Below are 25,464 nucleotides of genomic sequence, written 5' to 3' on the forward strand. Positions count from 1 at the left end.
GGCCACTAGGCCCCTGTTTTATATACAGTTCCCACCCGCAAACCGAACACAACCAGCCCCGCAAAGCGGGAAACCGCGCTCACCCGCTGGCACAGAACCATCGCCCCGCGCCCCCGTGGGGAGGGATCGAGGGTGAGGTTCAGCGCCCGTCAGATCAGCCCCATCCGTGCCAATTCAGCGGCGATCTCCATCGAGTTATCGCTATCGTTATTCGCCCCGACGCCCAGATCAGGCGGAGCGTCCTCTGGACGAAGATAGCGCCAACCTTGGAAAGGACGCTTGGGATAGGGCACAGTCCGGACAATCTCTGGATCAAGGATCAAATCGCAATAGTTGATCCCCTCTTCACTGGTGTGCGAGCCAAACCGCAGGATCTTCTGACGGCAACCGATAGAGCCTGCGATGACCCAATAGATCGACGCCTTGCCGTCCATCTCGTCGCCGCGTTTGGGCGTCATACGCGTCCGGTGAACGTGCACGTCCTCGCCATAATCAGCGCCCCACCAGTGAGCGCGCTCATGGCGGTAGCTTTCGAGTTCCTCCACGCTGGAAATCCCAACGCAGAGTTTAACCATATGAATCATGCCAAATTTCCCGGAGCGACACGCCCCTGAATAACGTCGATCTCATCATCGTCAACGATCCAGGGTTCCTGTAACGCCAAATTGCGCCATGCCTGGAAGGCGGGCAGCGCATAAATCGCCTCGACATAGCGACCAGCCAAATCCGACACTGGCAATACATAGGTGCGAATGCGCGTTGCGACAGGCGCAAACATCGCATCAGCCGCCGAGAATGCGCCAAAGAGGTATGGCCCGCCCGACTTCTGCAGCAAGCTTCCCCACAACGCTTCGAGACGCGCCAAATCAGAACGCACCGCATCCGCATCCACCCTGCCCGGGTGCGAAGCCCGTAGGTTCATCGGGGCGCGATTGCGCAATGCCGAGAACCCACCATGCATTTCCGCCGCTGCGGCACGAGCCAATGCGCGCTCTGCTCGATCACGCGGCCAGATTGCATGCTCCGGAAATGTCTCGGCAAGATACTCGATGATGGCGATTGATTCTGGGATCAACAGCTCCCCATCGATCAGCAGCGGCACACGCCCGGTAGGTGAATGTTGGGCCAGGACATCGCGGAAATTCGGGCCAGAGAGCTGTAGGACTTCATCCTCGAAGGCGATGTCAAAATGCTTGAGCACGAGCCAAGGACGCAAAGACCACGTCGAATAATTGCGATTCCCGATCAATAGCTTCACCGCAGTCTCCTCAACCAAAAAAGCAGGGCGCCCGGTGGCCAGGCGCCCTTCCTGAACTCTTGGGAGAGACTAGTCCCGGCGTTTAAGCAACGCCAGCTACAATCGAAAAAACCAGTGCCATGGACACAAGGCACACCAGTGCCCAACTCATGGTCATCCACAGATTAGGCTTCGGTTGACTGCGCATGAGATCGCTCCTTGTCAGTCGTCCACACCAAGCCGCCACCGCGCGGCAGATGGTAAATGAAACGCTAATGACAATAGAGATGGGATGCAAGCGACCATTCTGCAACAGTCACGCGGGTGCGTTCGCGTGACTGTTTGTCAGAATAGGCCGAACCACAGCCCGGCAATTCCCAAAAATGCAAAGAAGCCAACCACATCGGTAATCGTCGTCACGAATACTGCCGATGCAATCGCCGGATCCGCTTTCAAACGATCCAGCGTTAAAGGAATGAGCACGCCGAATGTACCGGCAACGATCATGTTAATCACCATGGCCAAGGCGATCACCACACCCAGTTCTGGATTGCTATAGCGGAACCAGGTCACAAGCCCGATCAGAATGGCGAAGAGCACACCATTGGCGACGCCCACCACCATTTCGCGGCGAATGAGCCGGCGCAATCGCCCACCATCCAGCTCACGCATGGCCAGCGCACGCACCGTCACCGTCATCGTCTGCGCCCCGGCATTCCCGCCCATAGAAGCAACAATGGGCATCAACGCGGCGAGAGCCACCATTTGCTCGATGGTGGCGTCGAAGAGCCCAATGACCAGCGACACGAACAGCGCCGTGAACAGGTTCACCACCAGCCATGGCGTACGGCTCTTTACCGTGTCGACCGTGGTGTCAGAAACGTCTTCGTCGCCCACGCCCGCCATCAGGCGAATGTCTTCTTCGGCTTCTTCCTGAATAACGTCGACAATGTCGTCGATGGTCAACACGCCCACAAGACGGTCGCCGTTATCGACCACGCCAACCTCGACATAGTCATAGCGTTCGAAAATGCGCGCGGCTTCTTCTTGGTCGTCTTCCGCTTTTATGAGCGTCAGCTGCGTGTTCATGATCGTATCGACCTTGGCCGCACGCTGCGTCCGCAAGAACCGATCAAGCGGCAAAACACCAAGCACCTTATAGCCCGCATCAACCACGTAGAGCTGATAGAACTCTTCAGGCAGTTCGGGCTCGGCGCGCAGATAGTCGATCGCCTGCCCCACCGTCCAAAATGGCGGAATGGCGATGAATTCCGTCTGCATCCGGCGTCCGGCCGAATCTTCAGGGAAATCAAGGCTTCGCTTCAAAGCCAGCCGTTCGAACGTGGGCATAGCCCGCAGAATTTCGTCTTGGTCTTTTTGCTCCAGATCTTCGAGCAGATACACCGCGTCGTCATGGTCGAGCTCGGCCACGGCGCGGGCGATTTCCGTATTGGGAATCGCGTCCATGATCTCGACACGGATGCTTTCGTCGACCTCCGTCAGGGCCGAGAAGTCGAACAAATCACCGAGCAGTCGAACCAGATGGATACGCTCTTCAGCTTCCAGCTGTTCGAGCAGGTCGCCTACGTCCCCCGCGTGCAGCGGCTCTAGGAGCGCGACCAGCGCCTCAAGCTGCTCGCGTTCGAGCAGCGCCCGAACCTCGCCCACCCAAGCAAGGCTGATCCGCCCCTCCGCATCGCGGAAGGTGCTGTCGACACGGCCCAGGTCTTCACCGGACATGATTGTGGATTCGTCGCTCATAGGGAGCCCTTTTCGTGTCCTGGGGGTTTCAGGGGCGTGGCAAGCTGTACCTGTTCAATCTGCGCCGCGCCAGTGACCTGCAAAAGCTTTTCTCTTCTCTAATGTCGAGGCTATGAAAATGTCTGAGCCAATCGCCGTCCGCACCGACTTTTCTCGGGTTTACACCCTCGCTCAAGCTGCTCTGGATGATGAGATTATGGTCAAAGAGGGCATAGCGGGGCCCTGCATCACTTACCACGACCAGATCATCGCCGAGCTGCGTGAAACCGGCCTACTGTGGCTAAAATGCCCTGCAGACCAAAAGGTTCTCCTGCTCGACATCTCGCCCGACATATATTTTGAAACCGACGAGCTCGTCGGCCAAGACGGCGTTTTCATCCGCATGACAACAATAACAGATCAAGAACTAGCACTTCGCCTAAGTGATGCGCTGGCGTCCAGTCGCAGGCCACTTTCGCGCGAATAACAAAAACACTATGACTACTTTCAGATCAGGCCAACCTCTGGAGTAGGAATGGACGTTACGACCACACTCGTGTGCCAATGCGGGCAATTTCACATGGAAGTTGTTGGCAGTCCGCTGTTGAACGCACAGTGCCACTGCGCCTCCTGCAGAAAGGCTGCACGGGAGTTGGCGAACTTTGGCCCAGCACGCGCCCTAACCGAAGATAATGGTGGCACCAACTACACGCTCTACCGCAAGGATCGAGTGCGCTTCCCCCATGGGCTCGATGGCCTACACGCCTATCGCCTATCAGCAACAGCCCCGACACGGCGCGTTCTCACCGCTTGCTGCAATTCGCCCGTCTTCGTCGAATTCACTGGCGGCCATTGGCTGAGCATCTACACCAGCATGTGGCCCATGGCCGAGCGTCAACGCCCTGACCTGCGCACGCAAATTGTCGATGCACCGGCGCAGACGAAGTTCGATCTCTCGATTCCAGCCAGCAAGTGGCACACCACAAAATTCTATGCGCGCTTGGCAGCCGCGTGGGCAGCCATGGGCTTCCGCACGCCAAAATTGAAAATCTCTGACTGGCCCCCGATCAGTCCTGCGCTTCCGGCCACAGAAGTTTCAACACAATCAGCCACATCACCACGGCAATAGCACCCTCTAGCCAACGCCATGACGCAGGATTGGCGAACGCAGGACGCAGCAATCTTGCGCCAAATCCGAGGGCAAAGAAGAACACAAAAGACCCGGTGATGGCCCCTGCAGCAAACAGCATCTGTGCGCCGGGGAACTGGGTCGAGATCGATCCAAGCAAAACCACCGTATCAAGGTAAACATGTGGGTTGAGCCAGGTGAGCGCCAAACAGGTCAGCAACGTCGCGCCTAGGCTAGCACTTGGCTTTTGCTCGTCCACCACCAGTGCCCCAGTCGATTGCAACGCTGACCGCAAGCTTCTCAGCCCGTACCAGATGAGAAAGGCCGCGCCCGCAAAGCGCATGCCGGTCTCCAGCCACGGCAAAATCGCGGCCACATGACCAAAGCTCGTCACCCCGAGCGCGATAAGCAGTGCATCCGATATGGCACAGGTCAGCACCACCGCGAGCACATGCTCCCCGCGCAAGCCTTGCCGCAACACGAAGGCGTTCTGCGCGCCGATGGCCAAGATCAAAGTGAGGCCAGTGGCCAAGCCTATGCCGAACACGTCCATTGCGATTCCTTCAGTGAGCACCCGGCCCTTGCCTAACGACCGTGCAATCAATTAGGCCAATTAAAGAAATTGCATCACCATTAGGAATGCTAATGCCATGATTGACTATCCTGCAGCACACGCCGTTGCCATGGTGGTGCAAACTGGCAGTTTCGAGCGCGCCGCGCAAAAGCTCAACATCACACAGTCAGCCGTCTCCCAACGGGTGCGCCAGCTCGAAGAGCGTCTGGGCGCTGTTCTCATCGAACGCGGCACACCCTGCATTGCGACAGAAAAGGGCGCTTGGCTCTGCCGCCATATGGAATTGGTTGGCTCCCTCGAAAACGACCTGCTGACCCACTTGCCCTCACTTGGGGACACCGCCAAGCCGCTCACGCTAGACATCGCCGTGAATGCCGATAGCCTTGCGACCTGGTTCATGCCCGCTGCCGCTGCATTTTCGGCGACCAGCTCCAACGTCATGAACATCACCATAGACGATCAGGATTTCACGCATGATTGGCTGCGCCGAGGCCGCGTGCTCGCCGCAGTGACATCAAAAGCAGAGCCGATCATCGGTTGCGATGTCATCAAGCTGGGCAAGCTCCGCTACCACGCCACGGCCAGCCCTCAGTTTTATCAGCGCCATTTTTCACAGGGGGTAACCGCCGCAGCCCTCGCACATGCCCCAGTCGTGACCTTCAATCAGAAGGATCAGCTGCAACGGGACTGGCTGGTGACCAACTTCGGCACAACGGTTTCGGGGCCGACGCACTTCATCCCGTCCAGTCATGGTTTTGTGGAAGCCTCCCTCGCCCACATGGGCTGGTGCCTCAACCCCACCGCGTTGGTGCACGATCATCTGGCCAGTGGTCGCTTGGTAGAACTGATCCCCGGAGCGACGCTCGACGTCGATCTCTATTGGCAAGTTGGTCGCCTCGCCGCCAAACAGTTTGCAGGCCTCACTGAAGCGGTTCAGCGCGCGGCAGCGTCAGGGCTCGTCACCTAATCATTGTGATTGTTGATATGCCCAAAAACTCAAAACCCCGCCGATCCGAAGATCGCCGGGGTTTTTGAATAATGGTGCGGTCGAGAAGACTCGAACTTCCACGCCCTCTCGGGCACAGCGACCTCAACGCTGCGCGTCTACCAATTCCGCCACGACCGCACATTCTGGTAGAATGTTGAACCGCATCTGCGCTTCAACGAGGAGGGGTTTAGCAAAGGCTTCTGGCCTTAACAAGCACCCCGAGCCTCTGATCACGACCTATTTCAATCTTTCCACAACGGAAGTCGAAAATGGAAAAAGATAGGAAAATCAGAGCCATGAAAACTCAAAACCCCGCCGATCCGAAGATCGCCGGGGTTTTTGAATAATGGTGCGGTCGAGAAGACTCGAACTTCCACGCCCTTTCGGGCACAGCGACCTCAACGCTGCGCGTCTACCAATTCCGCCACGACCGCACATTCTGGTAGAAGTTGAACCGCATCTGCGCTTCAACGAGGGGGGATGTAGCAAACGGTTCTGGGGACCACAAGCGTTTAAATTCGAAAATCCTCAGCCTGTGGAAGTTTCCCACTACCCTGCTTTAAAAGTCTTTTCCTTGACGAAAACGCGGAGGCGCCCGTCTTCGACATTCACCTCGCCTTTAGCCACGAGCGTATTATTGGCATAAATGCGCAGGGGATCATGTTCAGTGGTGTCGAGTTCGATCACAGCACCGCGACCCATGCGCAGCAAATGGTGGATCGGCAACGTGGACGCGCCGAGTTCCACGGTGATGTCCACTTCAATATTGTCCAGAGTGCTCATAGATAGGTCTTAGGCTCGATCTGTTAGTGTCGCGCAGCTTCTACCTTAAATTCGGCCCAGCATGGTTATGAAAGTGTTAACAACCAACAACGAAGCGTGTCAGATCAAGTCAAAGCTCCTCCGCTCGGATGATCAGGCTGTCGAATGGACCATCTTCGATGCGCCACTGGATTATCCAGAGGCTCTGCGCATGATGGATGAGCGCGTAGCAGCGATTGCATCAGGCGAGGCTTCTGAGGCCGTCTGGCTCTTGGAGCACCCTCCCCTTTACACCTCTGGCACCTCCGCGCGCGCTGAGGATCTGCTCACCGCGCGGTTCCCGGTCTATCCCGCGGGCCGAGGCGGTCAGTACACCTATCATGGCCCCGGCCAGCGCGTTGCCTATGTCATGCTCGACCTCACCCAACGCGGGCGCGACATTCGCTGCCTCGTCCAGGGGCTCGAACAATGGGTCATCGACACGCTCGAAAGCCATAATGTTAAGGGTGAGCGCCGCGAGGGGCGCGTCGGCGTCTGGGTGCAGCGACCTGAAAAAGGCTTAGGGCGTGAAGATAAAATCTCAGCCATCGGCGTTCGCGTGCGCAAATGGGTGACGTTCCACGGCATCGCGCTCAACGTTTCGCCTGATCTCAGCCATTACAACGGCATTGTGCCATGCGGAATCACCGACCAAGGCGTCACTAGTTTTGAGGACTTGGGGCTTCTGGTGAGCATGCCTGAAGTAGATTCGGTTCTACGCACCCGGTTCGAAGCTATTTTCGGCGCAACAACAGTGGCGTAAAACCTTGCCATAGGGCACTTGGACGAACACCTTTAGACCGTCCGCGAATCGAGGAGCTGACTTATGAAATTGGACGATATTAAACGCCTACTCACCCGTCAGACCCTGTTCCGTCTGGACGCGATTCTGTCGCCCAAGCTCATGCCGATTTTCTACGCCCTTGGCCTAGCCGGTATTCTGCTCTGGATTGTGAGCCACTTCTTCTTCCGCTTCTCGCAGGGCTTTGGGAACGGCCTGTGGGGCATTCTGGAAATCGCCGTCTTCGGTCTATTGGCCTTCGTGGCGCTGCGCATCCTCTGCGAAGCTCTTCTCGTCTGGTTCAAGAATCATGAAACCGCAGGCGACACGGTCCAGCGCTCGCGGTACTCAGCATCCCTGCTCGATGAAGTCCGCGACGCTATTCGCGATCTTGCCGAAGAAGGCGAAGACGACCGCGATTATGCTGAAGCTGCTGAATATATGACGCCAGCCACCGAGCCCGCGCCCTATACGCCGCCAGCGTCGACCCCGCTGAACCCGGAAGACGCTGTTCGTTCGCCCTCCACCAAACCCGGCCAGACACACGGAAGCTAACCTTAGCGTCCCGCCTCCCGCGCGTTACAAAGAGAGCCCCACAGGCTCTCTTTTTTTATTGGCCGCACCGCCACACCCTCCCAACAGCAGACAAAAAAAGACCCCCGGCCGAAGCCGAGGGTCTCTATCAGCACCGAGGGAGGCACTTATTTCTTGTTGATGCTCCAAGCGCCAGGACCTGCAAATACCAGGTAGAGGAACACGAAGCAGAACAGGATTGCCGCGTCACCACCGTTGTTGACCGGGAAGAAATTCTGCGGCGCGTGGCCCATGAAGTAAGCGAAAGCCATGGTACCCGAAGCGATGAATGCCGCTGGACGGGTGAAGAAACCAATTGCGATCAGGATACCGGTGACGATCTCGATAACGCCTGCCCAGAAGAAAATCGTATCAGCGCCTGGCTGGAAACCGCCAGCAGGAAACGCCATGAGCTTCTGTGTGCCGTGAGCGAGAAACAGCAATGCTGCCATAATGCGCAGCACAGCGAGGGCCTGCGGCGCGTATGCGGAGAGACGGTCGAACATGGGAACTCCAATAATGCTGCGCCAACTCGGCGCGCCAGTCGCTAAAAGGTAATCGAACAACGCTGTTCTAATAAACCACACTGTTACAGACGCACTGTTCACGCATTAATTCCATTCACGAGCCCGTGATCCGCGTTCGCTGCACAGCTGATCATCGGTAAGTGACGGCCAGTCACATTGCGTAACCGTGCAGAATTCTGTATGACGCGCCATTCTCTTACTTAGCGGAATTCTGCACGCGCATGACTCAGGCGCCAAAAATCGGACTCGTCAGCCTCGGCTGCCCCAAGGCGCTTGTGGACAGCGAGCGCATCATGACCACGCTTCGGGCGCAGGGCTATTCGTTTAGCCGCGACTATGCAGGCGCGGACATTGTTCTTGTCAACACTTGCGGCTTTCTCGATAGCGCCAAGCAGGAAAGCTTGGAAGCGATTGGTGAAGCTCTCAACGAAAACGGCCGCGTGATCGTCACTGGCTGCCTCGGCGTTGAAGAAGGCCTCATCCGCGAAACCCATCCGAACGTGCTGGCCATCACCGGCCCGCACCAGTACGAAAACGTGGTTTCGGCGGTTCATGAGCACCTGCCCCCAGTTCCAAATCGCTTCGTCGATCTGGTCCCGGAGAGCGGTCTCAAGCTCACGCCTCGCCATTATGCCTATCTGAAGATTTCGGAAGGCTGCAACAATCGTTGCTCCTTCTGCATCATCCCTCAGATTCGCGGCGATCTCGTCTCGCGCCCTGCGGCCGGCATTCTCGGCGAAGCCGAGGGCCTCATCCGCGCTGGCGTCAAGGAACTGCTCGTTATCTCGCAGGACACCTCGGCATACGGCGTCGACCTGAAATACGCGACATCCAAGTACCGTGGCCGCGACGTGAAGGCGAAGTTCTATGACCTCGCCAAGGAGCTCGGCGAGCTCGGCGCATGGGTACGTATGCACTATGTCTACCCATACCCACATGTCGATCAGGTGATTGAACTGATGGCCGAAGGCCTCGTTCTGCCCTACCTCGACATTCCGTTCCAGCACGCTTCGCCAAACGTTCTGCGCGCTATGAAGCGCCCAGCAAACCACGAAAAGACCCTCGACCGGATCAAGAAGTGGCGCGAAATCTGCCCAGATTTGACCATCCGCTCGAACTTCATCGTCGGTCACCCCGGTGAAACCGAAGAAGATTTCGAATTCCTTCTCGACTGGATCGAAGAAGCCGAAATCGATCGTGCTGGCTGCTTCAAGTACGAACCAGTGACCGGTGCTCCTGCCAACGATCTGCCGGGCATTGTTCCGGAAGAAGTAAAGGAAGAGCGCTTCGCCCAGCTCATGGAAGTGGCACAGGACATTTCCTACCACCAGCTGAGCAAGAAGGTCGGTCGCACCATCGACGTGATCGTTGACGACGTACAGCCCGAGCAGAACCGCGTTATCGCGCGCTCCAAGTGGGATGCTCCGGAGATCGACGGTCAGGTCTATGTCGACAATGCTGACGGCATCAAGATCGGCGACATTGTTTCGGTCACCGTGACCGACAATGACGAATACGATCTCTTCGCAGTCCCTGCTGCAAAATAGTCAAACAGCTATCAGCAGTAATAAAAATTCAAAATGCCGGCACAATATGTGTCGGCATTTTTGTTTATTGCAGCAATTTTAGGCAGTTCTTGCCTTTTCTCCGTAGTGTGCCACGCTAAGCCCGTACAGACTCACTTCGCGAGGAGGCGAAAACATGGGTTTTGACGGTGTTGGAATTATTGGTGCGATCATTATTGGCGGCATCGCCGGATGGCTTGCCAGCATGTTCATGAATGCCGGTGGCGGCGTTCTCAAGAACATCCTGCTCGGCATCGTTGGTGCCATTATCGCCAGCGTTCTGTTTGGCCTGCTGGGAATTTCCTTCGGTGGCTGGATTGGTTATCTCGTCGCGGGCTTTATTGGCGCCTGCATAATTATCGGCATCGGACGCGCCGTGGCGAAATGAACTTGCGCTGGTCGCCACTGGCGGCCAGCACCTTTAGAATAAAATTCGCGCGGCCTTGAAGTCAGGCGCAATGGATTTGCGACTAAGTTTCATCGCGTAAATTACTCATCCAGTTCAGTCTTTTGGACCTTTACGACGCACCGCAAGCCGTTTCATCTCCATCTCAATTGCTCAAACCGATGGACTTGCGCCGTTATGAATAAGCTCCTTGTTTCCACTTTGGCTGCACTGACCGTTTCTGCTGCGCCGGTCTATGCTCAGCCCACCGACATCTTGAACGCCTCATATGATATTGCGCGCGAGCTCTTCGCCGCCATCAACGAGGCCTACACAGCTTCCGGCGCGACCGTCACGGTCAACCAGTCCCATGCCGGCTCCTCCGCTCAGGCCCGCGCCATTCTCGAAGGCCTGGCGGCCGACGTCGTGACCTTCAATCAGGTTACGGACGTTCAACGCCTCGTGGACGGCGAATTCGTTTCGGCCGATTGGGCAACTGAGTTCCCGAACAACGCCACCCCATTCTATTCCTTCCCGTCCTTCCTCGTCCGCGCTGGCAACCCAAAGAACCTCAACGATTGGGGTGATCTGGTGACCGAGGGCGTGCAGATCATCTTCCCGAACCCCAAAACCTCCGGCAACGGTCGCTACACCTATCTCGCAGCCCGCGCTTGGGCGACCGAGGAATACGCAGGCGACACCGCCAAGGTCGAAGAGTTCCTCACCAAGCTCTTCAACAACGTGCCCGTTTTTGAAACCGGTGGCCGCGCTGCAACCACCGCCTTCACTGAGCGCCAGCTTGGCGACGTTCTGATCACCTTTGAGGCCGAAGCACTCGCAGTCGCCAACGAATTTGGCACGGACAAGTACCAGCCGGTCACACCGTCTGTGTCGTTCCTGTCCGAGTTCCCGGTTGCCATTGTCGATAAGGTCGTGGACGCCCGTGGCAGCCGCGATGTGGCCAAGGCCTATCTCGACTTCCTCTTCTCGCCAGAAGGTCAGGAAGTTGCAGCCGCAAACTTCCATCGCCCAACCAACGAAGAAGTCTTGGCCAAGCACGCAGATCGCTTCCCAGAAGTTCGCCTCGTGACCGTCGAAGAAGAGTTTGGCGGCTGGCAAAAGGCTGCTGAGGAACACTTTGCCGACGGCGGCCTGCTCGACAAGGTCTTCCTGAACCAATAACCCCTTCTGCCATACCTATTCTATCCGGCGGCGCAGCTTTTGTTGCGCCGCCAAGTCTATGAGAACACCCCATGGCAAAACCGCATTCTAAGCACTTGCTGCCCGGCTTCGGCCTCACCATGGGCGTATCTGTTTTTTACATCTCCCTCATCGTCCTCCTGCCCATCGCCGCCATGTTGCTGAAAGTCACGGGCATGGGTTGGGGCGAGTTCTGGCGCATTATCTCCTCAAACCGCGCCTTGGCCGCCTATCGCATCACCTTCAGCTCTGCCTTCTACGCCACCATCATCAATGGCATCGTCGGCATGCTCTTTGCGTGGGTTCTCACCCGCTATCGTTTCCCCGGTCGCCGTATTCTCGACGCCTTGGTCGACCTGCCCTTTGCCCTGCCGACAGCTGTCGCGGGCTTGGTCTTGGTGACGCTGTTCTCGGGAACGGGCTGGTATGGACAATTCCTCGAGCCCAACAACATCAAGGTCAACTACACCCAGCTCGGCATCATCGCCGCCATGACCTTCACCTCCATTCCTTTCGTTGTTCGTTCTGTGCAGCCGGTGCTCGAAGATCTCGACGAAAGCTATGAGGCAGCAGCGCAAACCCTCGGCGCAAGCCGCTGGCAGATTTTCACCCGCGTCATCTGGCCCACCATCCTCCCCGCCTTCATCTCCGGCTGCGTGCTCTCTTTCGCTCGCTCGCTCGGTGAATTCGGAGCAGTCGTCTTCATTGCAGGCAATCTACCGGGCATGACCGAAATCGTATCGCTGCTGATCTATATCCGCCTCGACGAGTACAATTACGAAGGCGCAGCGGCCCTCGCGACGGTCCTCCTTCTCGTCGCCTTCCTCACGCTCGTCGCCACCAACGCCCTCGCCGCTTGGCAAACGCGCTACGCTGAGAGGAATGGGTAAGACAATGTCCGGAATCAAAAAGCAAAGCATGACCGCCAACGCGTTGATTGCACTGGCCTTTGCCTTCGCCGCACTCATCTTGGTCGTGCCGGTCGCGCTGATCTTCACCTTCGCCCTGCGCGAAGGGATTGCCGTCTACCTCGCCAATATCATTGAACCCGGCACGCTCCACGCCATCTGGCTGACAGTGCTCGTCGCGCTCATCGCCGTTCCGGTCAACATCGTCGTCGGCACATCTCTGGCATGGCTTGTCACGCGCTTCCGCTTCCGCGGCCGCCAATTGCTCATCAGCTTTATTGAGCTCCCAGCGGCCATGAGCCCCATCGTCGCCGGTGTCGCCTATCTCTTCCTTTACGGCGGACAGGGCCTCTTCGGCCCCGCCCTCAAGGCCGCGAACATCCAAATCATGTTCACGCCCCTCGCCATTGTTCTTGTCAGTCTCTTCGTCACCGCCCCCTTTGTGGCGCGTGAGTTGATTCCCTTGATGAGCCAGCAAGGCACTGAAGATGAAGAAGCTGCCCTCTCGCTTGGCGCCAATGGCTGGCAGATGTTTTGGTTCGTCACCCTGCCCAACATCCGCTGGGCGCTGATCTATGGCGCAATCCTGACCAATGCCCGCGTCATGGGCGAATATGGCGCGGTCTCAGTTGTCTCTGGCGCCATCCGTGGCCAAACGAACACCCTGCCCCTGCAGATCAATCTCTTGTTCAACGATTTTAACATCACCGGCTCCTTCGCCGCCGCATCGACCCTGACCTTCATCGCGGTGCTGACTTTGATCTTAAAAACCCTCGTCGAAACCCGCGAAGGCAAATAGCGCTCCACAGCTTCCGTGGCACGAACCATGACCACGCCGCGTTTCTACGCTATGGGATGAGGATCATTTCACGCGGAGCATTCGATGCACACGCACCACGCCTACACGCTGCGCAGCGGCCAAAAGCTCATTGCTGGGCCGCGTGCACTTGTCATGGGCATTCTCAACGTCACCCCGGATAGTTTTTCCGATGGCGGCACCCACGACAGTGTCGAAACCGCCCTTGCCCATGCGCAAGCCATGGTTGCCGAAGGCGTGGACATCATCGACATTGGCGGCGAAAGCACACGTCCCGGCCACGCACCCGTCTCGGTTCAGGAAGAGCTTGATCGCGTCATCCCTGCGATTGACGCCATTCGCGCCGCTGGCATCACCACGCCCATCTCCATCGATACGATGAAGCCCCTCGTCGCCGATCAAGCCATTCAGGCCGGCGCTGACATCATCAACGATGTGAACGGCCTACAGGCTGATCCCTATATGGCCGACGTCGCCACCCTCTACGGCGTGCCGACCATTGCCATGCATTGGGACCGCAACTGGACCGCCGAAACGGACGTCATCCCCGCCATGATCGCCTTCTTCAACCAAACCGTGAAGATCGCTTCCGATGCGGGCCTTGCGCGCGAAAACCTCATTCTAGATCCAGGCTTAGGCTTCTCTAAAACCCTGAATCAAAATTATAGCATCCTGCGCCAACTCCCTGAATTGATTCGCGCTTTCCCAGACCTCGCAACGCTCGTCGGCACTTCGCGAAAGTCGATGATCGGCAAGGTGCTGCGCAACGAACCGAGCGAGCGCTTGGCAGGGACTTTGGCCACCACGGTTGCAGGTTACGAGCGCGGAGGCCATATCTTCCGCGTCCACGATGTTCGCGCCAATTCAGATGCGCTGCGCATTGCCCAAGCTACGCTCTACGGCCCCTAGGAGACCGCTCCATGACCACCCCATTCACCGGCGACCGTATCATCCTCAATGATCTAGGCTTTTTCGGCTATCACGGCCTCTTTGAGGAAGAAGCGAAGCTGGGCCAACGCTTCTTCATCGATTTGCAGTGCGGCGTCGATCTCAGCCCGTCCGGCGAAACCGACACCATCACCTCAACCGTCAGCTACGCCTCGATCTATGACGTAGTGAAAGCCGCCTTTGAGGCCAAGCGCTTCAACCTGATTGAAGCCGTCGCCCACACCATCACCACTGCCCTCTTCGCTGAGTTTCCTGACATCAACTGGATCATTCTGCGCCTGCGCAAACCCTCGGCCCCCATCGCTATGGTGTCGGGCGAAGCGGCGATTGAAATTCATCGCGTGAGACCAAACTAATGGCAAAAGCCTGGCTCAGCCTTGGCGCCAATATCGGCGACCCAGCCGCCCAACTCGAGCAAGCCATCGCGCTTCTCGATGCGCACGACCAAATCATCATCACCAAGCAATCGAGCGTCATTCGCACGAAGGCATGGGGTAAAACCGATCAGCCCGACTTCGCCAACATGGCCGCAGAAGTCGAAACCGACCTATCGCCCGTCGATCTGCTCCACGCTTGCCTCGACGTCGAGCGCGACATGGGGCGGGTGCGCCACGAAGTCTGGGGCCCACGTTTGATCGATATTGATGTTGTGGCTTACGAGCGCGTGGTGATGGATACGACCAAGCTCATCTTGCCGCATCGTTTTGCCCATGAGCGGGCCTTTGTTCTCGACCCGCTCACGGAGATTTCGCCAGAAACGGCGCAGTGGATTGTGGAACGCGCGCGTTAACGCAGCGCGTCCACCACAGCGATAGCCACGTCGAATTCGACGCGGCGTTTGGCCCGGCGTTCCATCGCTTCATCATCTTCGCCCCAAAGGCGATTCTGGTGGTCTTCGTCGACATGCGCCGCGTCCCACACATCATTGGCTGTCAGCAGCTGATGAAGGTAAGCGATAGCCAGAAGACCCGAGCCGGTAATGCCGGTGATCGACACCAGCGCAGTCAGCGTCAGCAGCCCCTGCCCTTCAAGACCCGCATCGAGCTTTTCAAGCGTCGCCTTGGGCTGATCCTGATGCAGAATGCCAACTGTCGGCTGGAAGGCAACGTCGAAGTGCCGTGCCAGCTTCACCAGCGCACCGTCCCAGAGCTTGTCTTGCTCTTCCACCAATTCCTGCGGAGCATCGGCACGATACAGCAACAAATCACCAGCTGCGAACTTGACCACTTCAGCGCGGAAGGCCAGAGCCATTTCGTCGCCGCTCTCGATCGCCGAATTGATCAGGCGGACAGTAGGCATAGTCGCCGGATCGATGAACTCACCCTGCGCCGCCCATTCTTCAGCCATAGCCTGAGCCATGGACTGAACTGGCACAATAATCGGCTTTTTGTGGCCGGGGGTTTTGGTCTGCTTGCCGTCAAGCGTGACGACAAAGCCGTCCTCAACCCGCGCCACGTCCACTTCCTTATAGAAGCGCTTCGGCAGCTCGGTCTGCTGCAGGTGCTGTGCGCGACCGTAGCCGTCTTCCATGTGCTTGTGGGCTTCTTCAAGCTGGTCGCGCATGTCAGTTCTCCAATACTTGGTCGATAGCGGCCGGCAGGTCTTCGTATCTCTCGATAAGAATGTCCGCGCCAGCTCGGATCAGATCATCCGGCTCATGATAGCCCCACAGCACGCCAATAGCCTTGGTGCCTGCGGCCTTGCCCATTTCGATATCGAATGTGGTGTCGCCGATGATCACGGTCTGATGCGGCTGAGCGCCCGTTTCCGCCATAGCGGTCAACATCATGCTCGGATGCGGCTTGGACGGGTTATTGTCCGGCGTCTGCAGCGTCGAAAAATAGTGTTCGATACCATGCATCTGCGTAATGCGATGCACACCACGCAAGCCCTTGCCGGTGGCAATGCCAAGCAGCGTTTCCTGCTGCGCATGCAAAAGGTCCAGCGTTTCGCGCGCGCCGGGATAAAACCCCTCGCGCTCCGCGCCGGTCGTCAGCATCGCCCGATAGCGGCTGCGATAGTCTTCGGCCATCTGCTCAGCCAATACCATATCGTCCGAGCCCATAAGGGTAGCGATAGCATTGGGGAGCGACAAGCCAATCACACGACGCGACTGCGCGGGCGTCGGAGGCGTTAGCCCCGCGCCCACGAAGGTTTGCGTCATATGTTCAGAAATCAAGGACTGGGTGTCGATCAACGTCCCGTCCATGTCGAACATGACGAGCCTCAAATGTCCGTCTCCGGATCATTCTTCTGCACGTCATAGCGGTCAGCATCGAAGCCAAGCGCTTCCCAGCTCTGACGCATATGGTCCGGCAGAGGCGCCGAAATATCGAGCTTCTTGCCGTTACGCAGTGGGATCGCTAGGCGGCGCGCATGCAGGTGCAGACCTTCGCCGAGCCCCGGCGCTTCCTGCCAGTTCTCAATATTGAAATACCGCGGATCGCCGATGATCGGCGTGCCGTTCTGCGCCATGTGAACGCGCAACTGGTGTGTACGCCCAGTCACAGGCTTGAGCGTTACCCAAGCAAAGCGGCGGCTTGCCGTTTCTGTGGTCGAGAAATAGGTCGATGAGTGAACAGCGCCCGGAGCGCCATTGCGCACCACAACCATCTGTTCGCCGTCCTCAGTCGCCTGCTTGGCGAGGAAGCACGAGATTTCGCCCTGGCGTGGCGTTGGATTACCCGCCACCAGCGCCCAGTAAATCTTGCGCGCCGAACGCGAGCGGAACACGGCACCAAAGTGCTTGGCCGCCTGAGCCGTCTTGGCGACAACGAGACACCCGGAGGTATCGCGGTCGAGACGGTGCACGAGGCGCGGCGCTTCACCGAGCTTGTTCGGCAGGTTCTTCAGCAGACCATCGAGGTGACGAGTGGTGTTGGTGCCGCCCTGCACGGCAAGGCCTGCAGGCTTGTTGAAGACGTAGATATCGTCATCTTCATAAATGATGATGTCTTCGAGGAACCGCACATCGTCTTCATTCACCTTGAAGGCACGAACGGTATCCGGATCATCGATCGGCGGAATGCGCACGGTCTGACCTTCGGAAAGGCGCGTGCTGGTCTCGACCTTCTTTTTGTCGACCTTCACTTCGCCATTACGAATGATCTTTTGCAGCCGCGCGAAACCCAACTGGGGGAAATGCCGAGCGAACCACCGGTCCAGACGCATACCATCGTCGTCTGCTGTTACTTCACGATGTTGTACGCCGCTCATGCTGTTCCACCTTTGGTCATTAGAAGCCCGAGATATAGCCCTATGAGACAAACCACAACCGACAAGGCGACATAGATCACCGCCTGCGCCAGCGCGCCGCGCTCAATCAACGAAATTGTATCCAGAGAGAACGACGAAAACGTCGTAAAACCGCCCAAAACGCCGACAGCGAGAAACAATCTGATGTCTTCGGCATGGGGCGACAAGAATCGCGCGAGCAGCCCAACCAGCACGCCCATCGCCAATGATCCCAAAACATTAGCGACAAGTGTTGCCACCGGGAACGTGCCGAACCAAAATCGTCCGACACCAAGCGCTAGGCCATAGCGGGCCATAGCGCCCAACGCTCCACCGATCCCGACGAGCGCAAAGTTCTGGATCATGATTTCTTATCACGTTCACGTTTAGCCGCACGCAGACGATCAAAATAATCGACGCGCTTTTTCAAATCGCGCTCAAACCCGCGTTCTACCGGCTCGTAGAATCTCTGCCGACCAATCTTTTCCGGGAAATATTCTTGGCCCGAGAACGCCTCGGGCGTGTCGTGGTCATAAATATACCCCTCCCCATAGCCCTCGCCCTTCATCATCTTGGTCGGGGCATTGAGGATCACCATCGGCGGCGTTGGCGATCCCGAGGTTTTCGCAAGCGCGCGCGAAGCTTTGTAAGCGGTGTAGATGGCGTTCGACTTGGGCGCGAGCGCCAAATAGACCACGCAATTGGCCAGAGACAGCTCACCCTCGGGCGAACCGAGCATCTGATAGGCGTCTCTCGCCGCCACAGCATGAACAAGCGCCTGTGGGTCCGCTAGGCCAATATCCTCCGAGGCCATCCGAATAAGCCGCCGCGCGAGGAATAGCGGGTCCTCCCCCGCCTCCAGCATGCGATTGAAATAATACAGCGCCGCATCCGGGTCCGAGCCCCGAATGGTTTTGTGCAGCGCCGAGATCAGATTGTAATGCCCGTCCTGCGCCTTGTCATAGACCGGCGCACGCCGCTGCACGACCGTCAGCATGCTCGTTGGATCGAGCACTTCGCCGTCCTGTGCCGAAGCGAGCAGCTCCTCCACCAGCCCGAGCATAGCGCGTCCATCGCCATCAGCGAGCGTCAGCAGCGTCTCACGCGCTTCTGGCGTCAGAGGCAGCGCGATCCCAAGATGCGTTTCAGCCCGCTGCAGCAGCTTTTCCAGATCCCCCGCATCAAGCGACTGGAACCGCAGCACTTGGCTCCGCGAGTTCACCGCTGCATTGAGCTCGAACGAAGGGTTTTCTGTCGTCGCCCCAACCAGCACTACCGTGCCGTCTTCCATCACCGGCAGAAAACTATCCTGCTGGGCTCTGTTGAAGCGGTGAATTTCGTCGACAAACAAGAGTGTCCGGTGCCCCGTCTGCCGTTCAAATCGCGCCGTCTCAAAAACCTTTTTAAGGTCCGCGACCCCCGAAAAGATCGCGGAAATCTGCACGAACTTATAGCCGATCTGATCGGCCAAGAGACGCGCCACAGTGGTCTTGCCCGTGCCGGGGGGCCCCCACAAAATCAGAGACCCGAGACGTCCCGAGGCTAACATGCGGCGCAGCGTGCCGCCCTCACCCAACAGATGCGTTTGTCCGATGACCTCATCGAGGTTTTGCGGACGCAACTGGTCGGCGAGAGGCCGGGCTCTATCAGTATCAGCAGGATCTGCAGCGAATAGATCAGACATGCCCGACCATTAGCAGGTTCCCTTCAAGCTTTCACTAGCCGCTCACGATGAAACGGCTGACCCGACCATCACGCTGAAGAATAATCTGCCATGTCCGCGTCCGCTGCGATGCCATTTGCGCAAAGCTGGCCGCATCCGTCATCTGAACCTCATTGAGCTCCAGAATAATGTCGTCCACTTGCAGTCCCATCGCGTCAGCAGGCGAGCCGCGAACCACCTCGGTCACCATGATCCCCTGCGCGTCATAGGCCAGCCCCTTGGCTTCCGCCAGTGCCGGGTCGAGCTGACGCACAGTAATGCCTGAGAAGCGGCTATTGGCGTCGATCGTTGCCACGCTATTGGCATCGGTCTGCGGCGCACTCTCAACCAAGAAGTTCACCGTCTCATTCACCCCGCCACGCAACCGCTCCAGCTGCACAGTCTCGCCGAGAGGCCGCGTGGCCAGCCGGAAATTGAATGCTGCAGGGTCCTCAACGCGCAACCCATCGATAGACAGGATAACATCGCCCGGACGGAAGTCCGCGCGCGCCGCCGGACCGCTCGGCGCCGTCTCCGTAATCATCGCACCATACGGCGTATCCATAGCCAGGCTCTGCGCAATATCGGCGGTCACCTTCTGCAGTTTTGCACCGAACCAGGGCCGGATAATCTCCCCACCCACAGCGCCCGCGTCAGCGACCACACGTGCCATATTCGCGGGAATGGCAAAGCCGATACCCACCGAACCACCGGAGCGCGTGTAGATCGCCGTATTGATCCCCACCAAGCGCCCATCCATGTCGACCAGCGCCCCGCCCGAGTTCCCCGGATTGATCGCCGCATCCGTCTGGATGAAAAACTCATAGTCCGACACATCAACGCCGGTCCGCGCCAAGCCAGAAACAATACCGCTCGTCACCGTCTGCCCAACGCCAAACGGGTTCCCGATGGCCAGTACCAGATCCCCAACCAGCAGATCATCACTGTCTGCAAACTCGAGCGCTGGGAATTCCACCCCAGCCGTATCCCGAACCTTCAACACAGCAAGGTCCGTCTGTTCATCCTGAACCACAACATCAACCGCGAACTCGCGCCCATCGCTGAGCGAAATCCGCACATCGGTCGCGCCCTTGATGACGTGGACATTGGTCAGGATCACCCCGCCCTCGCCCACGATCACCCCCGAACCGAGCGATTGAGATTCGCGAGGCCGTGTCTCGAAGAAATTCTGCCCGAAGAAGCGCGAGAAAAACGGATCGGACGCAAAAGGCGAAGCCAATTGCTGCTCAATGCGCGTCGCATAAACGTTCACCACCGAGGGTGATGCAGCCTGAACAATCGGCGCAAACGACAACTGCACTGCCGCTTGCGACTGTGGCACCGCCCGAAGTGCGGCCCCGCTTTCCTGCGCCACACTGGGCGCACCACTGTGCAAACCCGCAAAACCAAGGCTTGCCGCGACCGCAACACCGACCACAGCGACTGACGAAAACATGAGATTGCGCAATGACATACCGGATTCCTCGGAATCAAAACTCAAGGTCAAACCTGAGCTAATCTATCCCCCTAAAAGGCCTCGTAATTCTGTCATGAAAATGACCTTTAAACATTGTTGTTTCGAGGACGAAATTATCGTTTGCGCCCGGGGGCAAGCGGTCCTATATGCAGCGCTCATTTCATAAGTTTCCATCGAGGAAACCGGGAGCTTTACCACCCTCGGAAACGTTGTGACCCTTTCATAACTCCAGCCCCGAAAGGCCTGTTGTCCAATGACCGACGAGCCGAAGACCGTGTACGCCAACACCTCCGCACTGATTGCGGCTGAGGCACCGGATTATCCCTCATTTCTTTTCTCGGAGCGGGAGTTCCACAAGGCCGTAAAGGTCTTCAAGAAGGGCTTTGACGGCCTTCTCACCTATGCCGTTAAGTGCAACCCTTCCCCACACATCATTGCCCAGCTGCATGCTGAAGGCCTGAAGGCGTTCGACGTTGCCTCGAACACCGAAATGGAACTCGTGCGCGATTACGCGCCGGGTGCCGTCATGCACTACAACAACCCGATCAAGAACAAGCGCGAAATCGCCCGCGCTTATGAAGAGTTCGGCGTTCGCTCTTTCACCATCGACCACCCACAGCAGCTCGACCAGCTCGCCTCCGTCGTCGGCCCAAGCCGCGACGTTGAAGTGACCACTCGTTTCAAGGCCGGCAAGGCGCTGAAGTCCTATGACTTCGGCATCAAGTTTGGCGTCATGGAACAGGGCGCAGCAGAAATCGTGCAGGCCGTCGAAAAGATGGGCTACACACCAAGCCTGTGCTTCCACGTCGGCAGCCAGTGTGAAGACGCTTACGCCTATGAGCGCCACATTGCAGCAGCATCGCGGATCGTCGAAGAAGCTGGCATCGAACTCAAGCGCCTCAACATCGGCGGCGGCTACCCAGCCCCCTACCCGACCAGCGAAGCGCCTCCGATGAGCCACTACTTCGACACCATCAGCCAGGCCGTCTCCGATCACTTCGGCAAGACCAAGCCTGAGCTGATCATCGAACCCGGTCGCGCCCTCGTCACTTCCTCGACCTCGCTCCTGCTGCGCGTAAAACATCAGCGCGGCGGTCAGGCTGTGTACGTCAACGACGGTGCCTATGGCTCGCTGATGGAAGTGAAGTTCATGCACTTCACACCACCACTGCGCGTCTGGCGCGGCCCACGTGTCCACGACAACAATGGCGAATTCTCCGAATTCACCATCTGGGGCCCAACCTGCGATAGCTATGACGTTCTCCCACAGGTCTTCACCTTGCCGGCGGATATCGATGAAGACGATTGGATCGAATTCGGTCTGATGGGCGCCTACACCCAGGCCTCCCTCACCCCATTCAACGGCTTCGATCGCCGCGACCAATACTGGGTCGACGAGATCTACACCGGCAAGGACATGGCTCCAGCCGAATAAGGATTTTTATCCTTCGCCAAATTACAAAACGCCCTTGGGAAACCGAGGGCGTTTTGCTTTACACGTCGCACCCCCACCACCCGCCACCCCGGGCTTTGCCCCAGACCCCTCTGCGCCGACCTGCCGTCGCCTTATGGAACTCCACTCTCACCAGTGGCGCTCAACCACCTGACCCGCTAACCTATCCGCTCAAAAGTCGCGAGAGAACCGATGCACATCCCGCCCCTATCCGATTTCGGAAATCGCATCATGATCCTTGGCCCCACCAACGCGGGAAAATCGACCTTCACCGTCGCGCTCGCAAACACGCTCGAGGTACCGGCCATCCACCTCGATCGCTATCGCCATTTGCCCAACACCATGTATGAGCAACGGCCCGACGCCGAGTTCAAAGCGCTCCATGACGAAGCGGCCGCACTCGAGGGCTGGGTCATGGACGGCAGCTACTCCGCTCACTTCCCGGTCCGCCTACCCCGCACCACTGGGATCATCGTGCTCGACGAAAGCTATCTCACCCGCAATTGGCGTTACGTCTGGCGCACTGTGTTCCAAAAGGACCGCCCCGGCGGTCTCGAAGGCAATCAGGACAAGCTAACGCTCGAAATGTTTCGGTGGTTATGGACAACGCGTAACAACAGCCCCGAGGTACGGGCCTGGGTCAGCGCCAGCGGCAAACCCCATGTTCTCACCCGCAACACCGCTGAAACCAACGCGCTCTACCGCGCTTGGGGCTTACGCAACCCTCACGCGTAAGAACACTCCCCCAAAGCCCCTGCACCGAAAGCCAAAAAACAAAAAACCGACCCCAGTTTCCTGAGGTCGGTTTCAAAGAGCTTATTCGCTGAGCCTAAGGCTCAATGAATTATGCTGCTTCCGATTCATCAGATGCGAAGGATGGACCGGAGTCCAGACCCTTTGCATTGACGTCGCGGTCAACGAATTCGATGACTGCGAGCGGAGCATTGTCGCCGTAGCGGAAGCCAGCCTTCAGAATGCGGATGTAACCGCCCTGACGCTCAGCATAACGTGGGCCGAGGGTCGAGAAGAGCTTCTGAACCTGACCTTCGTCACGGATCTGAGCGATTGCCTGACGACGAGCGTGCAGGTCACCGCGCTTGCCGAGGGTGATCAGCTTTTCTACGATCGGACGCAGATCCTTCGCCTTTGGAAGGGTGGTGACGATCTGTTCGTGCTTGATCAACGCAGCAGCCATGTTTGCGAACATGGCCTTACGGTGAGAAGAAGTGCGGCTAAACTTGCGGCCGGAATTACCGTGGCGCATGGTGGTCTCCTAAAAATCGTGGCAGCGCCGGATCAATAATGATCTTCGTAGCGCTTAGCGAGGTCATCGATATTCTCGGGCGGCCAATTTGGCACGTCCATCCCGAGATGAAGCCCCATCTGTGCCAGGACTTCCTTGATTTCATTGAGCGACTTACGACCGAAGTTCGGCGTACGAAGCATTTCGGCTTCCGTCTTCTGGATGAGGTCGCCGATATAAACGATGTTGTCGTTCTTGAGGCAGTTTGCCGAACGAACCGACAGCTCGAGCTCGTCGACCTTCTTGAGCAATGCAGGGTTGAAGGCGAGTTCTGGAACAGTGTCCTGGGCCTTTTCCTTGCTTGGCTCTTCGAAGTTGACGAAGACCGAGAGCTGGTCCTGGAGAATGCGGGCGGCATAAGCCACTGCATCTTCCGGCGACACTGCACCATTGGTTTCGACCTGCAGGGTCAGCTTGTCCTTGTCGAGGCTTTCGCCCGCACGGGTAGCATCAACCTTATAGCTCACACGGCGAACCGGCGAGAAGAGAGCGTCAACTGGGATGTACCCAATTGGAGCGTCTTCAGGACGATTCTTGTCGGCTGGGACATAGCCCTTGCCGGTGTTAACGGTGAACTCGATGTTGATCTCAGCGCCGTCGTCGAGGTGGCAAATAACCAGCTCTGGGTTCAGCACTTCGATATCACCGGATACCTTGATGTCACCTGCGGTAACAGCACCCGGGCCCTGACGTGTGAGAGTGAGGCGCTTAGGGCCTTCACCACCCATCTTCAGGGCGATTTCCTTGACGTTGAGCACGAGGTCAGTGATGTCCTCACGCACGCCCGGCAAGGACGAGAATTCGTGCAGGATGCCGTCGATCTGGATGGCGGTAACAGCCGCACCCTGAAGAGACGACAGCAGCACGCGACGCAGAGCATTGCCAAGGGTGAGGCCGTAACCGCGCTCAAGCGGCTCGGCAACTACCGAGGCCACGCGCGCGTTGTCGCTGCCCGAAACAATGTCCAGCTTGGTCGGCTTGATCAGTTCCTGCCAGTTCCTCTGGATCGTCACGGTATGGTCCTTTCAAATTAGCGGCCGCTAGAGCCGCTCCGCCGCAAACACAATAGAACTGCCGACCCGAAAAGGCCGGCAGCTTTCCAATGGTGTAATTAGACGCGACGACGCTTACGCGGACGGCAGCCGTTGTGCGGGATCGACGTTACGTCGCGGATCGACGTTACGTTGAAGCCTGCAGCCTGCAGAGCGCGCAGGGCCGATTCACGGCCTGAACCTGGACCACGAACTTCGACCTCAAGGGTCTTCATGCCGTGTTCCTGAGCCTTCTTTGCAGCGTCTTCTGCAGCTACCTGAGCAGCATATGGGGTCGACTTACGCGAACCCTTGAAACCCATCACGCCCGAGGAGGACCACGAAATCGTGTTACCCTGCATGTCAGCGATGGTAACCATCGTGTTATTGAACGAGGCGTTCACGTGAGCGACGCCAGAGGTGATGTTCTTGCGCTCTTTGCGACGGACGCGCGCGACTTCAGCTTTTGCCATAAAGGTCCTCTTGGGTATCGGCGCTGCCGTAATACCAGCAGCTCCACCATGGAAGTAGCGGCCCAAACCTCCCAGGTTTGCCCGCCCCTCCAAATTCCAACACCGTTCCGCTTATGCGGACGCGGTAATTACTTCTTCTTGCCTGCGATCGGCTTCGCTGGACCCTTACGGGTACGAGCGTTGGTGTGGGTGCGCTGACCACGGACCGGAAGGCCACGACGGTGACGCAGACCACGGTAGTTACCAAGGTCCATAAGACGCTTGATGTTCATCGCTACGGAACGGCGAAGGTCGCCTTCCACGATGTACTCGCGATCGATAGCTTCACGAATCTGAATTACTTCAGCGTCGCTCAGCTCATTAACACGGCGTTCAGCCGGGATATTAACCGACGTGCAGATATCGGTAGCGAACTTAGCGCCAATACCGTGAATATACTGCAGCGCGATAACAACGCGCTTGTTGGTCGGGATATTGACGCCAGCAATACGAGCCACGTCTGCTCTCCTTCATTCACACGCGCCGTCACGGCGGGTGCCTTTAAACAACAAGGGACCGGATTTCGACCCCCAACGATTGCGAGGAACCGAATCCAGCCCATTGATCCATGAGACTGAT

31 protein-coding genes and 2 tRNA genes are annotated in these 25,464 nt (G+C 57.8%); 15 read left to right on the top strand and 18 right to left on the bottom strand.

What is annotated here, in order from left to right; genetic code table 11:
* Positions 1-149: 149 nt before the first annotated feature.
* From JHL21_RS02880 to mgtE, 3 genes are all read right to left on the bottom strand, one after another.
* Positions 150-584, bottom strand: coding sequence for a DUF1489 family protein (locus JHL21_RS02880; RefSeq protein ID WP_200211816.1), 435 nt, complete (start codon positions 582-584; stop codon positions 150-152).
* Positions 581-1,258 carry a glutathione S-transferase family protein gene (locus JHL21_RS02885; protein ID WP_200211817.1) on the bottom strand — a complete coding sequence of 226 codons (678 nt, stop codon included), beginning with the start codon at positions 1,256-1,258 and terminating at the stop codon, positions 581-583. Before JHL21_RS02885 ends, JHL21_RS02880 begins: the two co-directional genes overlap by 4 nt.
* A gap of 324 nt (positions 1,259-1,582) precedes the next feature.
* Positions 1,583-2,998 (bottom strand): magnesium transporter, encoded by a 1,416-nt coding sequence (gene mgtE, locus JHL21_RS02890; protein ID WP_248305943.1) that lies wholly within the window; start codon positions 2,996-2,998, stop codon positions 1,583-1,585.
* A gap of 118 nt (positions 2,999-3,116) precedes the next feature.
* On the opposite strand from mgtE, the gene JHL21_RS02895 reads away from it, so the two are divergent.
* A complete protein-coding gene (locus JHL21_RS02895) occupies positions 3,117-3,464 on the top strand; it encodes a hypothetical protein (RefSeq protein WP_200211819.1) in 348 nt (115 codons plus the stop codon).
* Between the two features lie 48 nt (positions 3,465-3,512).
* A complete protein-coding gene (locus JHL21_RS02900) occupies positions 3,513-4,106 on the top strand; it encodes a GFA family protein (protein WP_200211821.1) in 594 nt (197 codons plus the stop codon).
* Here JHL21_RS02900 and JHL21_RS02905 read toward each other — a convergent pair.
* Positions 4,045-4,659, bottom strand: coding sequence for a LysE/ArgO family amino acid transporter (locus JHL21_RS02905; RefSeq protein ID WP_200211823.1), 615 nt, complete (start codon positions 4,657-4,659; stop codon positions 4,045-4,047). The two genes, JHL21_RS02900 and JHL21_RS02905, sit on opposite strands and share 62 nt — an antisense overlap.
* 97 nt (positions 4,660-4,756) lie before the next feature.
* On the opposite strand from JHL21_RS02905, the gene JHL21_RS02910 reads away from it, so the two are divergent.
* Complete coding sequence (locus tag JHL21_RS02910; RefSeq protein WP_200211825.1) at positions 4,757-5,647, top strand: LysR family transcriptional regulator ArgP; 891 nt, start codon at positions 4,757-4,759, stop codon at positions 5,645-5,647.
* Between the two features lie 72 nt (positions 5,648-5,719).
* On the opposite strand, the gene JHL21_RS02915 is transcribed toward JHL21_RS02910, so the two are convergent.
* The 3 genes from JHL21_RS02915 to JHL21_RS02925 all read right to left on the bottom strand — a co-directional run bounded on the left by JHL21_RS02915 (position 5,720) and on the right by JHL21_RS02925 (position 6,451).
* Positions 5,720-5,806 (bottom strand) — tRNA-Leu (locus JHL21_RS02915).
* 209 nt (positions 5,807-6,015) lie between these two features.
* Positions 6,016-6,102, bottom strand: a tRNA-Leu gene (locus tag JHL21_RS02920).
* A gap of 115 nt (positions 6,103-6,217) precedes the next feature.
* A complete protein-coding gene (locus JHL21_RS02925) occupies positions 6,218-6,451 on the bottom strand; it encodes a FliM/FliN family flagellar motor switch protein (RefSeq protein ID WP_169194859.1) in 234 nt (77 codons plus the stop codon).
* A gap of 67 nt (positions 6,452-6,518) precedes the next feature.
* On the opposite strand from JHL21_RS02925, the gene lipB reads away from it, so the two are divergent.
* Both lipB and JHL21_RS02935 read left to right on the top strand, forming a co-directional pair.
* Positions 6,519-7,232, top strand: coding sequence for a lipoyl(octanoyl) transferase LipB (lipB, locus tag JHL21_RS02930; RefSeq protein ID WP_200211827.1), 714 nt, complete (start codon positions 6,519-6,521; stop codon positions 7,230-7,232).
* 63 nt (positions 7,233-7,295) lie between these two features.
* The gene (locus JHL21_RS02935; RefSeq protein WP_169194861.1) at positions 7,296-7,805 is read left to right on the top strand and encodes a DUF4282 domain-containing protein; all 510 of its coding nucleotides are present in this window, start codon (positions 7,296-7,298) and stop codon (positions 7,803-7,805) included.
* A 146-nt stretch (positions 7,806-7,951) separates the two neighbouring features.
* Here JHL21_RS02935 and JHL21_RS02940 read toward each other — a convergent pair whose 3' ends face one another.
* Positions 7,952-8,329 (bottom strand): DoxX family protein, encoded by a 378-nt coding sequence (locus tag JHL21_RS02940; RefSeq protein ID WP_200211829.1) that lies wholly within the window; start codon positions 8,327-8,329, stop codon positions 7,952-7,954.
* Positions 8,330-8,571: 242 nt separating this feature from the next.
* Between JHL21_RS02940 and rimO the strand changes: the two genes are divergently transcribed.
* The 8 genes from rimO (at position 8,572) to folK (ending at position 14,963) form a co-directional block, all read left to right on the top strand.
* Positions 8,572-9,897, top strand: coding sequence for a 30S ribosomal protein S12 methylthiotransferase RimO (rimO, locus tag JHL21_RS02945; RefSeq protein ID WP_199532452.1), 1,326 nt, complete (start codon positions 8,572-8,574; stop codon positions 9,895-9,897).
* Between the two features lie 154 nt (positions 9,898-10,051).
* Positions 10,052-10,303, top strand: coding sequence for a GlsB/YeaQ/YmgE family stress response membrane protein (locus JHL21_RS02950; RefSeq protein WP_169194864.1), 252 nt, complete (start codon positions 10,052-10,054; stop codon positions 10,301-10,303).
* A gap of 195 nt (positions 10,304-10,498) precedes the next feature.
* Positions 10,499-11,482 carry a sulfate ABC transporter substrate-binding protein gene (locus tag JHL21_RS02955; protein WP_169194865.1) on the top strand — a complete coding sequence of 328 codons (984 nt, stop codon included), beginning with the start codon at positions 10,499-10,501 and terminating at the stop codon, positions 11,480-11,482.
* A gap of 71 nt (positions 11,483-11,553) precedes the next feature.
* Positions 11,554-12,390 carry a sulfate ABC transporter permease subunit CysT gene (gene cysT, locus JHL21_RS02960; protein ID WP_182393913.1) on the top strand — a complete coding sequence of 279 codons (837 nt, stop codon included), beginning with the start codon at positions 11,554-11,556 and terminating at the stop codon, positions 12,388-12,390.
* A 28-nt stretch (positions 12,391-12,418) separates the two neighbouring features.
* On the top strand, positions 12,419-13,207 hold the full coding sequence (gene cysW, locus JHL21_RS02965; RefSeq protein ID WP_248309028.1) for a sulfate ABC transporter permease subunit CysW: 789 nt from the start codon (positions 12,419-12,421) through the stop codon (positions 13,205-13,207).
* 84 nt (positions 13,208-13,291) lie between these two features.
* Complete coding sequence (gene folP, locus JHL21_RS02970) at positions 13,292-14,134, top strand: dihydropteroate synthase (protein WP_200211833.1); 843 nt, start codon at positions 13,292-13,294, stop codon at positions 14,132-14,134.
* A gap of 11 nt (positions 14,135-14,145) precedes the next feature.
* On the top strand, positions 14,146-14,529 hold the full coding sequence (gene folB, locus JHL21_RS02975) for a dihydroneopterin aldolase (protein WP_182393916.1): 384 nt from the start codon (positions 14,146-14,148) through the stop codon (positions 14,527-14,529).
* Positions 14,529-14,963: a 2-amino-4-hydroxy-6-hydroxymethyldihydropteridine diphosphokinase gene (gene folK / locus JHL21_RS02980; RefSeq protein ID WP_200211835.1), complete on the top strand. Its 435-nt coding sequence runs from the start codon at positions 14,529-14,531 to the stop codon at positions 14,961-14,963. The genes folB and folK overlap by 1 nt, the downstream gene beginning before the upstream one ends.
* On the opposite strand, the gene JHL21_RS02985 is transcribed toward folK, so the two are convergent.
* From JHL21_RS02985 to JHL21_RS03010, 6 genes are read right to left on the bottom strand one after another with little or no spacing between them, the layout of a single operon-like run.
* Positions 14,960-15,736 carry an ATP12 family chaperone protein gene (locus tag JHL21_RS02985; RefSeq protein WP_200211837.1) on the bottom strand — a complete coding sequence of 259 codons (777 nt, stop codon included), beginning with the start codon at positions 15,734-15,736 and terminating at the stop codon, positions 14,960-14,962. The two genes, folK and JHL21_RS02985, sit on opposite strands and share 4 nt — an antisense overlap.
* 1 nt (position 15,737) lies before the next feature.
* Complete coding sequence (locus tag JHL21_RS02990; RefSeq protein WP_182393917.1) at positions 15,738-16,391, bottom strand: HAD-IA family hydrolase; 654 nt, start codon at positions 16,389-16,391, stop codon at positions 15,738-15,740.
* 8 nt (positions 16,392-16,399) lie between these two features.
* Complete coding sequence (locus tag JHL21_RS02995; protein ID WP_169194873.1) at positions 16,400-17,389, bottom strand: RluA family pseudouridine synthase; 990 nt, start codon at positions 17,387-17,389, stop codon at positions 16,400-16,402.
* A complete protein-coding gene (gene crcB / locus JHL21_RS03000) occupies positions 17,386-17,772 on the bottom strand; it encodes a fluoride efflux transporter CrcB (RefSeq protein ID WP_200211839.1) in 387 nt (128 codons plus the stop codon). The genes JHL21_RS02995 and crcB overlap by 4 nt, the downstream gene beginning before the upstream one ends.
* On the bottom strand, positions 17,769-19,091 hold the full coding sequence (locus JHL21_RS03005) for a replication-associated recombination protein A (protein WP_169194874.1): 1,323 nt from the start codon (positions 19,089-19,091) through the stop codon (positions 17,769-17,771). Before JHL21_RS03005 ends, crcB begins: the two co-directional genes overlap by 4 nt.
* A 34-nt stretch (positions 19,092-19,125) precedes the next feature.
* Positions 19,126-20,583, bottom strand: a complete 1,458-nt coding sequence (locus JHL21_RS03010; RefSeq protein WP_254081902.1) for a Do family serine endopeptidase — start codon at positions 20,581-20,583, stop codon at positions 19,126-19,128.
* Between the two features lie 256 nt (positions 20,584-20,839).
* Here JHL21_RS03010 and JHL21_RS03015 point away from each other — a divergent pair, with 256 nt between their 5' ends.
* Positions 20,840-22,021 carry a type III PLP-dependent enzyme gene (locus JHL21_RS03015; RefSeq protein ID WP_169194875.1) on the top strand — a complete coding sequence of 394 codons (1,182 nt, stop codon included), beginning with the start codon at positions 20,840-20,842 and terminating at the stop codon, positions 22,019-22,021.
* A gap of 210 nt (positions 22,022-22,231) precedes the next feature.
* A complete protein-coding gene (locus JHL21_RS03020; protein ID WP_200211841.1) occupies positions 22,232-22,774 on the top strand; it encodes an AAA family ATPase in 543 nt (180 codons plus the stop codon).
* 109 nt (positions 22,775-22,883) lie between these two features.
* On the opposite strand, the gene rplQ is transcribed toward JHL21_RS03020, so the two are convergent.
* From rplQ to rpsM, 4 genes are all read right to left on the bottom strand, one after another.
* Positions 22,884-23,303 (bottom strand): 50S ribosomal protein L17, encoded by a 420-nt coding sequence (rplQ, locus tag JHL21_RS03025; RefSeq protein WP_169194877.1) that lies wholly within the window; start codon positions 23,301-23,303, stop codon positions 22,884-22,886.
* Between the two features lie 32 nt (positions 23,304-23,335).
* The gene (locus tag JHL21_RS03030) at positions 23,336-24,355 is read right to left on the bottom strand and encodes a DNA-directed RNA polymerase subunit alpha (protein WP_169194878.1); all 1,020 of its coding nucleotides are present in this window, start codon (positions 24,353-24,355) and stop codon (positions 23,336-23,338) included.
* A 98-nt stretch (positions 24,356-24,453) separates the two neighbouring features.
* Positions 24,454-24,846: a 30S ribosomal protein S11 gene (rpsK, locus tag JHL21_RS03035; protein WP_169194879.1), complete on the bottom strand. Its 393-nt coding sequence runs from the start codon at positions 24,844-24,846 to the stop codon at positions 24,454-24,456.
* Positions 24,847-24,974: 128 nt separating this feature from the next.
* Positions 24,975-25,343 (bottom strand): 30S ribosomal protein S13, encoded by a 369-nt coding sequence (rpsM, locus tag JHL21_RS03040; RefSeq protein WP_169194880.1) that lies wholly within the window; start codon positions 25,341-25,343, stop codon positions 24,975-24,977.
* Positions 25,344-25,464 lie beyond the last annotated feature (121 nt).

This window comes from Devosia sp. WQ 349K1, from assembly GCF_016595685.1.
In the GTDB taxonomy this organism is placed as follows: domain Bacteria; phylum Pseudomonadota; class Alphaproteobacteria; order Rhizobiales; family Devosiaceae; genus Devosia.

Bases quoted from the DNA above. Each gene is read 5' to 3' on its own strand.
- JHL21_RS02880 (WP_200211816.1), bottom strand. From the start codon at position 584: ATGATTCATATGGTTAAACTCTGCGTTGGGATTTCCAGCGTGGAGGAA.
- mgtE (WP_248305943.1), bottom strand. From the start codon at position 2,998: ATGAGCGACGAATCCACAATCATGTCCGGTGAAGACCTGGGCCGTGTC.
- JHL21_RS02895 (WP_200211819.1), top strand. From the start codon at position 3,117: ATGTCTGAGCCAATCGCCGTCCGCACCGACTTTTCTCGGGTTTACACC.
- JHL21_RS02900 (WP_200211821.1), top strand. From the start codon at position 3,513: ATGGACGTTACGACCACACTCGTGTGCCAATGCGGGCAATTTCACATG.
- JHL21_RS02905 (WP_200211823.1), bottom strand. From the start codon at position 4,659: ATGGACGTGTTCGGCATAGGCTTGGCCACTGGCCTCACTTTGATCTTG.
- JHL21_RS02910 (WP_200211825.1), top strand. From the start codon at position 4,757: ATGATTGACTATCCTGCAGCACACGCCGTTGCCATGGTGGTGCAAACT.
- JHL21_RS02925 (WP_169194859.1), bottom strand. From the start codon at position 6,451: ATGAGCACTCTGGACAATATTGAAGTGGACATCACCGTGGAACTCGGC.
- lipB (WP_200211827.1), top strand. From the start codon at position 6,519: ATGAAAGTGTTAACAACCAACAACGAAGCGTGTCAGATCAAGTCAAAG.
- JHL21_RS02935 (WP_169194861.1), top strand. From the start codon at position 7,296: ATGAAATTGGACGATATTAAACGCCTACTCACCCGTCAGACCCTGTTC.
- JHL21_RS02940 (WP_200211829.1), bottom strand. From the start codon at position 8,329: ATGTTCGACCGTCTCTCCGCATACGCGCCGCAGGCCCTCGCTGTGCTG.
- rimO (WP_199532452.1), top strand. From the start codon at position 8,572: ATGACTCAGGCGCCAAAAATCGGACTCGTCAGCCTCGGCTGCCCCAAG.
- JHL21_RS02950 (WP_169194864.1), top strand. From the start codon at position 10,052: ATGGGTTTTGACGGTGTTGGAATTATTGGTGCGATCATTATTGGCGGC.
- JHL21_RS02955 (WP_169194865.1), top strand. From the start codon at position 10,499: ATGAATAAGCTCCTTGTTTCCACTTTGGCTGCACTGACCGTTTCTGCT.
- cysT (WP_182393913.1), top strand. From the start codon at position 11,554: ATGGCAAAACCGCATTCTAAGCACTTGCTGCCCGGCTTCGGCCTCACC.
- cysW (WP_248309028.1), top strand. From the start codon at position 12,419: ATGACCGCCAACGCGTTGATTGCACTGGCCTTTGCCTTCGCCGCACTC.
- folP (WP_200211833.1), top strand. From the start codon at position 13,292: ATGCACACGCACCACGCCTACACGCTGCGCAGCGGCCAAAAGCTCATT.
- folB (WP_182393916.1), top strand. From the start codon at position 14,146: ATGACCACCCCATTCACCGGCGACCGTATCATCCTCAATGATCTAGGC.
- folK (WP_200211835.1), top strand. From the start codon at position 14,529: ATGGCAAAAGCCTGGCTCAGCCTTGGCGCCAATATCGGCGACCCAGCC.
- JHL21_RS02985 (WP_200211837.1), bottom strand. From the start codon at position 15,736: ATGCGCGACCAGCTTGAAGAAGCCCACAAGCACATGGAAGACGGCTAC.
- JHL21_RS02990 (WP_182393917.1), bottom strand. From the start codon at position 16,391: ATGTTCGACATGGACGGGACGTTGATCGACACCCAGTCCTTGATTTCT.
- JHL21_RS02995 (WP_169194873.1), bottom strand. From the start codon at position 17,389: ATGAGCGGCGTACAACATCGTGAAGTAACAGCAGACGACGATGGTATG.
- crcB (WP_200211839.1), bottom strand. From the start codon at position 17,772: ATGATCCAGAACTTTGCGCTCGTCGGGATCGGTGGAGCGTTGGGCGCT.
- JHL21_RS03005 (WP_169194874.1), bottom strand. From the start codon at position 19,091: ATGTCTGATCTATTCGCTGCAGATCCTGCTGATACTGATAGAGCCCGG.
- JHL21_RS03010 (WP_254081902.1), bottom strand. From the start codon at position 20,583: ATGTCATTGCGCAATCTCATGTTTTCGTCAGTCGCTGTGGTCGGTGTT.
- JHL21_RS03015 (WP_169194875.1), top strand. From the start codon at position 20,840: ATGACCGACGAGCCGAAGACCGTGTACGCCAACACCTCCGCACTGATT.
- JHL21_RS03020 (WP_200211841.1), top strand. From the start codon at position 22,232: ATGCACATCCCGCCCCTATCCGATTTCGGAAATCGCATCATGATCCTT.
- rplQ (WP_169194877.1), bottom strand. From the start codon at position 23,303: ATGCGCCACGGTAATTCCGGCCGCAAGTTTAGCCGCACTTCTTCTCAC.
- rpsK (WP_169194879.1), bottom strand. From the start codon at position 24,846: ATGGCAAAAGCTGAAGTCGCGCGCGTCCGTCGCAAAGAGCGCAAGAAC.